The organism is Algoriphagus aquaeductus, from assembly GCF_003253485.1.
In the GTDB taxonomy this organism is placed as follows: Bacteria; Bacteroidota; Bacteroidia; order Cytophagales; family Cyclobacteriaceae; genus Algoriphagus; species Algoriphagus aquaeductus.
Map to the genome: position 1 here is coordinate 83,453 of NZ_QKTX01000017.1, position 12,332 is coordinate 95,784.

9 protein-coding genes are annotated in these 12,332 nt (G+C 45.1%); 4 read left to right on the forward strand and 5 right to left on the reverse strand.

What is annotated here, in order from left to right; translation table 11 throughout:
• Positions 1–699: 699 nt before the first annotated feature.
• Entirely contained in the window at positions 700–1,734 is a 1,035-nt protein-coding gene (locus CLV31_RS18615; RefSeq protein ID WP_111394590.1) for an RluA family pseudouridine synthase, read from the reverse strand.
• Between the two features lie 47 nt (positions 1,735–1,781).
• On the opposite strand from CLV31_RS18615, the gene CLV31_RS18620 reads away from it, so the two are divergent.
• Positions 1,782–2,699: a 1-aminocyclopropane-1-carboxylate deaminase/D-cysteine desulfhydrase gene (locus tag CLV31_RS18620; RefSeq protein ID WP_111394591.1), complete on the forward strand. Its 918-nt coding sequence runs from the start codon at positions 1,782–1,784 to the stop codon at positions 2,697–2,699.
• On the opposite strand, the gene CLV31_RS18625 is transcribed toward CLV31_RS18620, so the two are convergent.
• From CLV31_RS18625 to CLV31_RS18635, 3 genes are read right to left on the reverse strand one after another with little or no spacing between them, the layout of a single operon-like run.
• The gene (locus CLV31_RS18625) at positions 2,689–3,324 is read right to left on the reverse strand and encodes an AlbA family DNA-binding domain-containing protein (protein ID WP_111394592.1); all 636 of its coding nucleotides are present in this window, start codon (positions 3,322–3,324) and stop codon (positions 2,689–2,691) included. The genes CLV31_RS18620 and CLV31_RS18625 overlap by 11 nt on opposite strands.
• Positions 3,325–3,346: 22 nt before the next feature.
• Entirely contained in the window at positions 3,347–5,389 is a 2,043-nt protein-coding gene (uvrB, locus tag CLV31_RS18630; RefSeq protein ID WP_111394593.1) for an excinuclease ABC subunit UvrB, read from the reverse strand.
• 52 nt (positions 5,390–5,441) lie between these two features.
• Positions 5,442–6,626 (reverse strand): lipoprotein N-acyltransferase Lnb domain-containing protein, encoded by a 1,185-nt coding sequence (locus CLV31_RS18635; RefSeq protein WP_111394594.1) that lies wholly within the window; start codon positions 6,624–6,626, stop codon positions 5,442–5,444.
• Between the two features lie 40 nt (positions 6,627–6,666).
• Between CLV31_RS18635 and CLV31_RS18640 the strand changes: the two genes are divergently transcribed.
• The 3 genes from CLV31_RS18640 to CLV31_RS18650 all read left to right on the forward strand — a co-directional run bounded on the left by CLV31_RS18640 (position 6,667) and on the right by CLV31_RS18650 (position 10,851).
• Positions 6,667–8,979, forward strand: coding sequence for a T9SS type A sorting domain-containing protein (locus CLV31_RS18640; protein ID WP_111394595.1), 2,313 nt, complete (start codon positions 6,667–6,669; stop codon positions 8,977–8,979).
• A gap of 74 nt (positions 8,980–9,053) precedes the next feature.
• Positions 9,054–10,367 carry a gluconate:H+ symporter gene (locus CLV31_RS18645; RefSeq protein ID WP_111394596.1) on the forward strand — a complete coding sequence of 438 codons (1,314 nt, stop codon included), beginning with the start codon at positions 9,054–9,056 and terminating at the stop codon, positions 10,365–10,367.
• A 19-nt stretch (positions 10,368–10,386) separates the two neighbouring features.
• Complete coding sequence (locus CLV31_RS18650) at positions 10,387–10,851, forward strand: RidA family protein (protein ID WP_111394597.1); 465 nt, start codon at positions 10,387–10,389, stop codon at positions 10,849–10,851.
• On the opposite strand, the gene CLV31_RS18655 is transcribed toward CLV31_RS18650, so the two are convergent.
• Positions 10,852–12,174 (reverse strand): MltF family protein, encoded by a 1,323-nt coding sequence (locus CLV31_RS18655; RefSeq protein ID WP_245943444.1) that lies wholly within the window; start codon positions 12,172–12,174, stop codon positions 10,852–10,854.
• Positions 12,175–12,332: the final 158 nt, after the last annotated feature.

Genomic DNA, 12,332 nt, shown 5'->3' on the forward strand with positions numbered 1-12,332 from the left:
TGATGCCTCAAAGTTAGAAAACGAGACGGTTTATTAAAATATTTGCAACTTTTATTTTATTTTTTTACACTATTGTCATTAAATACTCATTTTTATTACATATTTCTGAATTTGTTGGCTAAAATCATCGGTAAGATTATAAAATTGTTAACCAGGAAACTATACTGAAAAATACCTCCTATTCATTTCGGGTACAGGTCAGTTTGAAAAATTTTATTTGTTTATTGAAAAAAAAGGCAATAAAAAAACCACAGAATAAAATTCCATGGTTTTAGTCAATTAACAATAAACCCAAAATAACCTGCTGTAGGAGAAGGATTCGAACCTCCACGGAGTAGTTAGGCAAAATTACGAGCTCGCTAATTGCTTTATCCCATGACCTCCACCCCCGAGACAGGAGGGCTTGTCTGCCAATTTCAACATCCTACAGTATGTGTGTGAACTTTTAGCTTAAATGCTGATTCAAATATAGTAGGATCACAGCCTTTTTTACAAATTATTCAAAGATTACAGAAAAAATTTACAGTATTTTTAAGGAAATCGATTGAATTATGACGATTTGAAAAAAAATCAAGTGGTTTTAAATCTCAGATTAACAAATTCGCAATAATCAAAATACATATTGCTATTTTGATCATAAAAAGACTGTTTTATTGTAGTTTTTACATCATTTCAGCCGATATATTAAATTATTTTTAATCAATCTGACTGAACATAGGATTCCCATTTTTTCAAAACCGATGAAAAATCCTCTGGAAGAGGTGCTTCAAAATACAGCTTTTCCTTGGTCACCGGATGTACAAACCCCAGACTCATGGCGTGAAGGGCCTGCCTGGGCATTAATTCAAAACAATTCTGCACAAACGTTTTATACTTGGCAAACTGTGTTCCTTTTCGGATTTTATCTCCGCCATACATCGCATCATTGAATAAGGGGTGCCCCAAAAACTTCATATGCGCTCTTATTTGGTGAGTTCGACCGGTTTCCAAATTACATTGGATGAGTGAGACATACCTCAATCGCTTGATTACTTTCCAATGGGTCACCGCGTGCTTACCCTGACTTCCATCCGGAAACACGTCCATTACTTTGCGGTCTTTGGCGCTCCTTCCCACATGACCTGTAATCGTGCCCGAATCTTCCGCGGGTTCACCCCAAACTAAAGCCACGTAGGTTCTGTCAATCGTATGATGAAAAAATTGAGCTGCGAGTGGAGTCATTGCCTCCTCTGACTTAGCGATCACCAGGAGTCCGGAGGTGTCTTTGTCTATTCGATGCACCAAACCAGGTCGTCCTTCATTGCCTTTCATCTCAGGCAAATGCTGAAAATGGTGTACCAAAGCATTGGCCAGCGTACCATTCCAATTGCCATGGGCTGGATGCACGACCATCCCCGGAGGCTTATTGACCAAAAGCAGATACTTGTCTTCGTAAACAATATCCAGCGGAATATCCTCCGGGATCACCTCGGTATCCCTGCGAGGCTTGTCCATGAATACCTGAATATCATCCAGAGGTTTGATCTTATAGTTCGCCTTGACAGGCTTGCCGTTGACCAAAACCGTTTCATTTTCTATGGCCTGTTGGACTTTATTTCGGGTGACGTGGGCTATTTTTTCGGTCAGGAATTTATCAATCCGAACGAGAGATTGTCCTTTATCAACTAAAATGCGATGGCGTTCGAATAATTCTAACTCGTCCTCTTCAAACTCCTCTTCTGGCTGTTGGCTCATTCCACAAAAATAGGAGGATGTCGCTTAACTTTGGCAAAAGTCTCTAAATGCTTCCCATCCATCCAACAGATACCACGCCTCTTTTCCACTCGCTTTTCGAAGAAAAAAAACTGGAAGTCGCTATCCTTAGGTTGGATCAAATCCATTGTGAGATTTCCGGAAACAAATTCTTTAAGCTTAAATACAATCTGGAAGAGGCAAAAAAACAGGGAAAACCCGCTGTTTTGACCTTTGGAGGCGCATATTCCAATCACATCTATGCCACAGCCTCCGCAGCAAGAGAGGCAGGTCTAGCGTCTATCGGGATCATACGAGGTGATGGGATGGATTCGAATAATCCCACCTTGATTCATGCCCGTGAGCAAGAAATGCGCCTGCATTTTGTCTCGAGAGAAGATTATCGAAAGAAAAATTCCAAAGCGTATATCGATCAACTTCTCTCCCAATTTGGAGATGTTTACCTAATCCCCGAAGGTGGTACCAATGCACTGGCCATCAAGGGTACTGCTGACATTTTGCAGAAAAAGCACCAAGATTACACCCATATCTGTACTTCGATAGGAACAGGAGGCACATTTGCAGGATTGGCAAAAAGCCTCCTGACCCACCAAAATCTTCTCGGATTTTCCTCGCTCAAAGGTGAGTTTATGAGAGCGGAAATCAGGAATTTACTACACGAGTCTGGGATCACCTCCAAGGGAAAATGGGAGGTCTTGTCCCAATATCACTTTGGGGGTTATGCAAAATGGACGGATGAATTGATTGACTTTATCCACTGGTTTTGGAGCGAATTTCGAATTCCGTTAGACCCCATTTATACCGGAAAAATGGCATACGCATTTTTTGACTTAGTCCGAAAAAATCATTTCCCCGAGAGCGCAAGGATACTTTTGATTCATACCGGTGGACTACAGGGCAATGCGGGATTTACCAAGCGCACAGGAATCCAACTTCCTACTCCTTGATCGTAAAGAAATCTTCAGTTTCTTGGGGATGAAGGAGGAGTACATTGGCTACAACCAACCTTACCAAGGTTTTGGAAGCTAAAAAAAGAGGAATACCGGCAGCTTTAGCATATTCCCTTAGGGTAATTCTTCCTTTTTCTCCCAATATTTTCATTAAAATTTCCTCCTTTCGTCCGTAAGTAAAAACAGTATCCTTTGGAACCCGGCTTTTTTTCAATACTTCCCAAACCTCCCGACTTGCTTGCACGCTCCGATCTTCAACCCGGATGAAAGATTGCTTCTTGTCCTTTGATTTTAGGTAATGCGGGCGATCCGGGCTCAAGGGAATTCGAAAAACGGCCACTCCCTTTTTTTCGGAAAGTTTGATGGTGAATAGTTCATAGGATAGGGCTGGCAAAATCAATTCCCGGATGGCCTTTTCCATCACAAAAATCTCTTCTTCGATAAAGCGCTGACCACTGACCGTGCCATCATCATCCACTCCGATCAACAGGTCTCCACCCGCCGTATTAGCCAAGGCAATGACTTCACGGACGATTTTTTCAGGAAAGGCCGCCTTTTTCTTGAATTCGATTTTGAGCCCCTCGCCTTTTGCGGCTAAGGATTTCACTTCCTGAAGGGTCATCGCCAGTTAAGTTTGTTTCAGATTATTTTCCGGGACCACGCCCCAGTTCCTCCAACCGCTTCTTCTGCGCCTGCCACTCATCTCTCAACCTGGCTGCCTCCATGAAGTTCAGTTCTTTGGCAGCTTTTTCCATTTGTTTTTGGGTCTGAAGGATGAGTTTTTCCAGTTTATCCTTACTGAGATACTGAACCACCGGATCAGCGGCAACTTGCACTTCTCCTGGCATAGGCTCGGCATAGACTTTCGCATTCTTCTTCGAATCTGCCACCTTGGTTTGCCCCATGATTTTATCCCGAGACTTGATGACTGTCTTTGGGGTAATGCCATGTTCCTCATTGTAGGCCATTTGCAACGCCCTTCTTCGCTTGGTTTCATCGATCGCCGCCTCCATAGAATCGGTGATTTGATCGGCGTACATGATCACCCGACCTTCGGAATTTCGGGCTGCCCGACCGATGGTTTGGACGAGAGAACGCTCGTTTCTCAGGAATCCTTCCTTGTCTGCATCCAAAATGGCTACCAAAGACACCTCAGGTAAATCCAACCCTTCTCTGAGCAAGTTGACTCCTACCAATACATCAAAAATACCCAAACGAAGCTCTCTCAAAATCTCCACCCGATCAAGCGTCTTCACCTCTGAGTGTATGTATCGGGACTTGACCCCTGCCCGTTCTAGGTATTTCTGAAGTTCTTCGGCCATCCGCTTGGTCAGGGTAGTGACCAAAACCCGTGCATCGGTTTTGATGGTTTGATCGATTTCTTCGAGAAGGTCATCGATCTGGTTTTGACTGGGCCGCACTTCAATGGTAGGATCCAAAAGCCCGGTCGGTCGGATAATCTGTTCTACCACTACCCCTTCTGTCAGTGCCAGTTCATAATCAGCCGGAGTAGCCGAGACATAGATGACCTGATTGGCAAGCTGCTCAAATTCGTCAAACTTTAAAGGCCTGTTATCCAAAGCTGAAGGCAATCGAAATCCGTAATCCACCAAATTCACTTTACGGGAGCGGTCTCCTCCCCACATCGCACGGATTTGGGGCACGGTCACGTGACTCTCATCGATCACCAGCAGGTAATCATCCGGAAAATAATCCAGAAGGCAGAAAGGACGGGTTCCTGGTTTTCTCCGGTCAAAGTAGCGGGAATAGTTTTCCACACCCGAACAATAGCCCAATTCCCGGATCATCTCCAAGTCAAATTCAGTCCGCTCTTGCAGGCGTTTGGCCTCTAGGTATTTCCCTTCTTTTTCAAAGAAATTAAGCTGTGCGACCAAGTCATCCTGGATTTCATGGATGGCAGTTTCGATGGTATCCCTGCCAGTAACAAAAAGATTGGCGGGAAAAATGGAAATAATCTTTTCATCGGAAAGCTTTTTCCCGGTATGGGGCTCTACGCGCTGGATCGCTTCGATCTCATCTCCCCAAAAGAATATCCGGTAGGCGAAGTCCGCGTAAGCCACAAAAATATCCACGGTATCACCCTTGACCCGGAAAGTGCCATGACTCAAATCTTGCTGGGTACGGCTGTAAAGGATATCCACCAATTTAAAAAGCAACTGATTGCGCGGGATTCGATCTCCTTCCTGCAATCGGATCACATTTTTGCCAAATTCCTCCGGATTGCCAATGCCATAAATACAGGAAACAGATGCCACTACAATCACGTCTCTTCGTCCGGATAGCAAGGAAGAAGTGGCACTCAGCCGGAGTTTCTCGATTTCCTCGTTGATGCTCAGGTCCTTTTCGATGTAAGTCCCCGAACTGGGAATAAATGCTTCCGGCTGATAATAGTCGTAGTAGGAAATAAAATACTCGACGGCATTTTCCGGAAAAAACTGTTTAAACTCTCCATAAAGCTGTGCCGCCAAGGTCTTATTATGGCTCAATACCAAGGTAGGACGCTGGGTCTCCTGAATGAGATTGGCAACGGTGAAGGTCTTTCCTGACCCAGTCACTCCAAGCAAAACCTGCGCAGGTTCTCCTGCTTTGACTCCTTCAGTCAGTTGCTTGATCGCTTGAGGCTGATCACCTGTGGGTTGGTAATCTGAGGTGAGTTTGAATTCCATGACTTATTCCAACACCAATTGAGGGTAAAAAGGTTTGAGACTTAGAAAATCATTAGGCCTTCTTTTCAAATCTTTCCAGATTGTAAAACAGAAAATTGGCCCGCAGTAAAATGACCAAAAACAAAGGCACCAAAGACGGATGAAAAGACTGAAGGCCTGTAATCCAAATTATTAAGGCTGCCGATGTGGATATCAGAACAAACAGTAAATATTTGGAAGTCCAGGTTTCTCCAACTCTTTTCATCAGACTCCAGGCCAAAATCAAATGTCCCGGAAAAGCCCAAAGTATATTCCAGTTCCAAAGGGTTGCCGAATGGTCGGTCAAAAACCAAAGAAAACTGATGACCAATCCTACAATTCCCAACACGCCAAAAAGTCCTATATCCAAAGCTTTCAGCAGTCTGCCCTTTCGGAAGCCAATCCAAGTGGCCACTGCATAAAAAATAGCCAATACCCAAAACAAAAGGTAGGGATTCAGTAAATCCAGCTTGGATTCAGGTTTTGGAAATTCAAGAATCACCCTTGACTCCTTTACCAAAGGGCGGGAAGGCCCATCTCCTACAATCTCAGCAGAGGCAAAGGCACGCTCCATATAATCCGGAAGAAATTGTTTTTCCCGTTCGGTGGCATTCCGATCTATTACTGAACCCAAGGCAAGGTCGATTCCCAAATCCGCCCAAGGAAGTGGATACACATATTCGTCGATGAGGTTGCGAAAGGTCTTTTCTTCGGTATCCAACGAATCATTCCAGACCAATTGCTTTCCCATGGCTATTTCAAAAGCATCCCGAACCTTGGTCGCGCAATTATTGAAAAAGAAATCGTATTTGTAAAATCTTCGGGCAGGGTCATACAGCGCATTCAAATGCTGAACCAGAAAATCTTTTTGCTCCAGACTCATGTCCAAAACCTGTTCCCTGACCCCTCTTTTGAAATAATCGTACTCGATGATAAAGCGGTCATAGGTTGTTACACTGAGCATGTAGTTGAGCTTGCCGGTGGCAAACTTCCCATAGAAATTGGGGGTGTCAAAATCAAAGGTGCCAAAGTTGAATACCATGTCCCGCCCATCCGAACCGATCTCCCGAACCCGGATGGCACTATGCCCAAAGGAAGAATAGAGCTGATCCCCCGGATCACAGGTAAGTAGACTGATCTCGTAAAATTGGTTTTGGGCAGAAGCTAATCCTGTGAAAATCAGAAAAAACAGCGCGAAAACTATTTTATATTTTCTCATTATTTTCTTAAATTAAACTACTTTTTAAAATGTCTGTTTTATGGCTTCTTTTTGCTTCTTGCTGTACCGCACTGTACTTTTTTACTGCCGAATATACACGATATTCTTGGCAGTTGCAGGAACCTTCATGGGTCCTGTCCACACTCATGCCCAAGAATTCGGAGCTTATAAAACCATCGCTTCAGGAGATTTTCCCAACCTGAGTATTTGGGTAGTTTGGAACGGATCATTTTGGGTACCTGCTACTTCCAAGCCGGGAAGCGGAAACGACATCTATGTCGATCAAACCCACACCCTGAGGCTAATCGGAAATGAACAGGTGAAAAGTGTCTACATCAATGCGGAAACCGGAGCAGGTCAAAAATTAAATCTTAATGGATTTAATTTGGATGTATACGGAACTCTGTCGGCTTTTTCCGGTCCCGCCCCCGGAGTCCCTGCCAATGCCTGGAATAGCCAAAACTGGATCGGAAATTCCATCAACAGCAGGATAACTTTTCGAGGCGATAGCCGAAAAATCCTGGATAAATCAAGCTGGAGTGCCCAGACCACTCAGAGCAGGTATTCGGTGATTTTTGATCCCGGTCCCGACAAAGAACTCACCATTGAAGCTCCTTTCAAAGCCCTATCCTTTCAGGTAAAATCCGGGACTTTGATCCAAAAGGTAGATACTTCAGTCATCCCCAATGCATGCTTTACCATCTCCTTCAACACCGAAACCACGGTTTTTGGAACTGGACCCTTTGGGGATTTTTCGATTGATGATGGCGCCACTTTTATCTCCGAGTGCAATGCCAATATTGTCAACCGATCGACAAGCGGAACCACGAGTGCACAGTCTTTTGAACTCCAAAATGGAGGTACATTAATTTTGGAAGGGAACTCCCCAAGAATTGAGGCTGCTAATTTTCAACTGAATGGCAAAGTCATTTTCAGGGGAAACTCCGGGCCAAAAACCTTCCTTTCCAGCTCCTTTGCAGACGCTGCCGCCCCACTGTCGGTAAGACATGTCGAGCTTCAAAGTTCCCAAAACCTCAGCCTGCCCAATCAACTTTTTTTACTGGGCGATCTTACCAAATCAGGCACAGGCGACTTCCTTACCTCAACCACTCATCTGACTCTTCTCGGAGGAGATAATCAGACGATCACCGGGTTTGCGCTGACAGTGCGTGATCTAACACTTAACAAAACCAATGGAATCTTCTATCCAAGCGGAAATCTTACTGTGGAGAGAACCCTCACCCTAACCCAAGGAAGGATAGACCTCCAAAATCATGACTTGCTGATCAATACCTCATTCGCTGGCGGGATAAATTATGGAGGAGGTAGCTGGAGAAATGCAGGGGCGGTTTCCTACCTAGGCATCCCTTCGGTTCTAAATTCCACCAATGCCTCTTTTCCCTTTGAGGATGTAACCAATGGTGGAATTCGGAAAGTGCAACTATCAGGTAACGGGCCGGGAGGAAATCTGACCATCAGATACCTGGAATATACTGGTGCTAACCATGACCCGAGATTCAATGACACAGATGATACGCCCATTTTGTACCAACTGTACAGCCATTTTCAGTTTTCCGGTTTGAATCCTGGAAATCAACCCATAGAACTCCGCCTTTCTGCAGCCAATCTGATTGTGGATCAAGTAGACGACCTACGAATCGTGGGCACGGGACAGCCAGCCCCCGGAACCCATCTGCCCGGACTGGACCCTACCTTACTTTGGGCTAGGAGATCGCTGACCTGGAATGAATTGGAGAATTTCAATTTCACGATAGGGAGTTTTAGAGAATTGAGCATTCTACCTGTCACTTGGTTGGAAATTCAGGTCACAAGATCCCAATCCGGGAATTTGATCTCCTGGAAGCTCAATCAGGAAAAAAACAACCTGCTATTTGAAATATACCGAAGCCCCATTGAACCTCTGAAATGGGAAAAAGTGGGGATTCTCAATTCGAAAGGGGATCATGATTCAGAGATCGCCTATTCCTTTGAAGACCATACCGCCAGCCGATTTCATGATTATCTCTACCGGGTCCGCCAAATTTCCATGGATGGAACCGCCTCATGGAGTGCTGCTGCCCGATCATTTTCCCAACCTGAAGATGCGTCGGAGGAATTGGTCATTTATCCAAACCCCCATCATTTTGGCTCGATCCGACTTTTCATTCCGGCCCAGGTTCACAAAAAAGGGACTAGACTCCTTCTTCAAAACATGCAGGGTAAAACTCTCCTGAATTCCGAGATTCTGGAAGAAATCCCTGAATCCATTGCGGAATCCCTATCTCCCGGAGTTTATTTTGTTCTTTTGGTCTCTGGAGATCAAAACTATAATGCAAGGCTGATCAAGCTATAAACCATAATTTGATGAGTAGAAACGGGCTTTTTGGTCATTTTTCCTAACTTTCTCACCTACTCCAAACCCGACCTATGACCATCCTCCTTGTACTGATCAGCATTGCCCTTTTGGTCGTGCTGATTGTGTGGGCCAAGCTCAACCCCTTCCTTTCTTTTATGATTTCCGCCATTGCGGCAGGCTTGATGTTGGGGCTTCCTGCCGATCAAGTAGCCAAATCCATACAGAAAGGCATGGGCGCTCTTCTTGGAGATCTCGTCATTGTGATTGTAACGGGAGCGATGTTAGGGAAACTGGTCGCAGAAAGTGGTGCCGCCCAGCGAATTGCCAGTTTTCTGATGCGCTTTTTTGGAGAAAAATACATCACCTGGGCCATGGCCTTTACAGGATTGATTGTGGGCATTCCCCTTTTTTACAATGTGGGTTTTGTCCTTTTGGTCCCCTTGGCCTTTACCGTATCTTACCAATACAGATTGCCGGCCTTGTATGTAGGCATGCCCCTTTTGGCGGCTTTATCTGTGACCCATGGTTTTTTGCCACCCCATCCTTCACCGGCTGCCCTAGTTGCCCAATTCGGGGCACACATGGGATTGACCCTATTTTATGGGTTTGTGATTGCCATCCCAACCATCATCATAGCAGGACCTTTATTTGCTCCTTTTCTTAAAAAAATTCACTCCCAGCCCCTCAAAACATTCCAAGCAGAACCCAAACCCGAGTCGGAGCTTCCCAGTATTGGAAACAGCCTATTTACCGCGCTCCTTCCGGTTTTGTTGCTGATAGGGACAACCATCCTGAGTTTTAGTATACCCAAAGAACATTCATTTAGCCCTTTGGTCAGTTTCATTGCTGACCCCGGAATCGTGATGTTGGTATCCCTATTTTACGCCACTTTCTCACTGGGACTGAAGCGAAATCAAACCATGACCCAGCTCATGGAAGTGTATACAGTGGCCACCAAAGACATTTCCATGATTCTGCTGATTGTGGCCGGGGCAGGTGCATTAAAACAGATTTTCACCGATACGGGAGTGAGTCAGACCATTGCTGAAGGACTTAAAACCTGGGAAATGCATCCGCTGCTTCTGGCTTGGTTGATCACCTCGGTGATTCGTGTGTGTGTAGGCTCAGCCACTGTGGCAGGACTGACTACAGCCGGGATTATTGCCCCATTGGTCACGACGATGAATGTAGATCCCAACCTGCTCGTGCTCTCCATTGGAGCCGGCAGCCTGATGTTTTCCCATTTCAATGACGGAGGATTCTGGATGTTCAAAGAATTCTTCAATGTCAGTATCAAAGACACCATTAAATCCTGGTCTTTGATGGAAACCATCGTGGCCGTGGCAGGTCTGGGTGGTGTTTTGATATTAGATCTATTTATTTAAAGTTTATAAAATTATCCTCATGCAAACTCCTGAATTGAATTTTGAAAAATTAGGACTGATCCTTCCACCAGCCCCAAAGCCACTTGGTGTCTATAAACCTTGCCTGATCGACGGGAAATACCTGTACCTGTCCGGACATGGCACGGTCAAGCCGGATGGCACACTCATCATCGGAAGGATAGGGGAAGATTTGGATATCGAACAGGGAAAACTGGCTGCTCGGCAGGTAGGTCTGGCCATGCTGGCCACTATCAAAGCAAATCTCGGCTCCCTTAACAAGGTGAAGCGTGTGATCAAAGTCCTGGGAATGGTCAATTGTGTTCCTTCTTTTGAAAGGCATCCTTATGTCATCAATGGATGCAGCGAGCTTTTTGCCTCGGTCTGGGGCGAAGAAAACGGAATAGGCGTGAGATCCGCAGTAGGAATGGGCTCCCTTCCGGATAATATTCCTGTAGAAATCGAAGCTTTGTACGAGTTGTATTGATTAGGGACTGACCAGCGTCTTATAGGAATGGAATAGTCCCAACACATCGCGGACATAGTTGACCGCGATGTGCCCTTTGGCAAATCCGCTTTTGACCACCGGATCTCTGTAATATTCCGGGTCACTTTTTAGATTGAGAAAATAAGACACGTCCTTCCAGGTCTGGGTATTTTTGCCATATTTCAGCGTCAGCCTCCAGGCATCCTCCACGTGACCCTGTCCAATATTGTAAGATGCCAGGACAAACTTGACCCGTTCATTCGTCTCTGGTACACGCTCTCTCCAGAACTTATCCAGATACTGCAAATATTTCACGCCTCCTCTGAGCGATTGGATGGGATCATTGGGATTGGTGACGCCAAATCGCTCCAAGGTGACCGGCATCAGCTGAAGGAGTCCCTCAGCACCGGCGTAGGATAATGCAGTGGTATCAAAACCTGACTCTTTGTAAACCAAGGCCGCCAATAATCTCCAATCCCAACCCAACTCTTTGGAGCTCTCTTTAATGAGATCATCATAAACAGAAATCTGATTTCCTCCCAGCGAGGAAAAAGGGCTGTTGGTCCGATAATAGCTGTTTTTAGGGCTTAAAAAATACTTGGTGTAAAGATCCGGAATAAACCGCTTCTTTTTATCCTTCACCCAAACGTTGATTTCCTCCAACAATTTGGGAGAGGTTTTTCTGACCGCCCAAGCCACATAACCTTCATTTGCCACTTTGAGGGAAATATCCAGCCCTTCGTAATAGGTCATATTGGCCTGAGCAATATTCTTATCGGCTACCGTCCACCTGATCTCTCCATCGGTGACTTTATCAATTAAGATTTCCTCATGGTCAGGCGATTCTTGCACCACAAATTCAAGGTTCAACGAATCTCGAATTTCATGAAGTTGGCTTTTGTAAACAGTCCCGGTACGGACAAAAACAGTATCCGATCCCAGGAGTTCCCATTGGATCGAGCTTTCTTGAGGCTTCATTCCTACCAACACGGTACTCATAGCACCAAGGGTATGCGTAAAGGCAACCCGCTCACTCCGCTCTTCATTTTGCTCCAAATTCATTGCAATCAGATCGACTCTACCTTCTTCCAGCAGTTCAAATGCCTTTTGAATATCGGAAACCACCACAAACTCGATCTGAACGCCTAATCTTTTGCCCAAATCCCTGAGAAGCTCAAACTCATAGCCCATCCGTCGGCCTCGGTAGATATAATAACTGGTGGAATTGTTATCAACAGCAGCTCGCAAGATGCCTCGGGATTGAATTCCCTCCAGATCCAAGACATAGGGATCTTTAAAAACTTCTCTAAAGCGCTTTTCCAAGAAGGTGCATTGCACCCCAAACAGAAATAATACAAAAAAAGAGAATAGTAAGGTTAAGGCTCTGCCGTGTTCAAGTAATAAGTGCAACGGGTTTGTAAGATAATAATTTCTCTTTAGGAGTTAGGTAGTTGAATTTTCTAATAGGCCTGTTGTTGATT

What these genes read in the sequence shown, in the direction of transcription:
- CLV31_RS18615 (WP_111394590.1), bottom strand. Translation starts at nt 1,734, where the DNA reads ATGAGCCAACAGCCAGAAGAGGAGTTTGAAGAGGACGAGTTAGAATTA.
- CLV31_RS18620 (WP_111394591.1), top strand. Translation starts at nt 1,782, where the DNA reads ATGCTTCCCATCCATCCAACAGATACCACGCCTCTTTTCCACTCGCTT.
- CLV31_RS18625 (WP_111394592.1), bottom strand. Translation starts at nt 3,324, where the DNA reads ATGACCCTTCAGGAAGTGAAATCCTTAGCCGCAAAAGGCGAGGGGCTC.
- uvrB (WP_111394593.1), bottom strand. Translation starts at nt 5,389, where the DNA reads ATGGAATTCAAACTCACCTCAGATTACCAACCCACAGGTGATCAGCCT.
- CLV31_RS18635 (WP_111394594.1), bottom strand. Translation starts at nt 6,626, where the DNA reads ATGAGAAAATATAAAATAGTTTTCGCGCTGTTTTTTCTGATTTTCACA.
- CLV31_RS18640 (WP_111394595.1), top strand. Translation starts at nt 6,667, where the DNA reads ATGGCTTCTTTTTGCTTCTTGCTGTACCGCACTGTACTTTTTTACTGC.
- CLV31_RS18645 (WP_111394596.1), top strand. Translation starts at nt 9,054, where the DNA reads ATGACCATCCTCCTTGTACTGATCAGCATTGCCCTTTTGGTCGTGCTG.
- CLV31_RS18650 (WP_111394597.1), top strand. Translation starts at nt 10,387, where the DNA reads ATGCAAACTCCTGAATTGAATTTTGAAAAATTAGGACTGATCCTTCCA.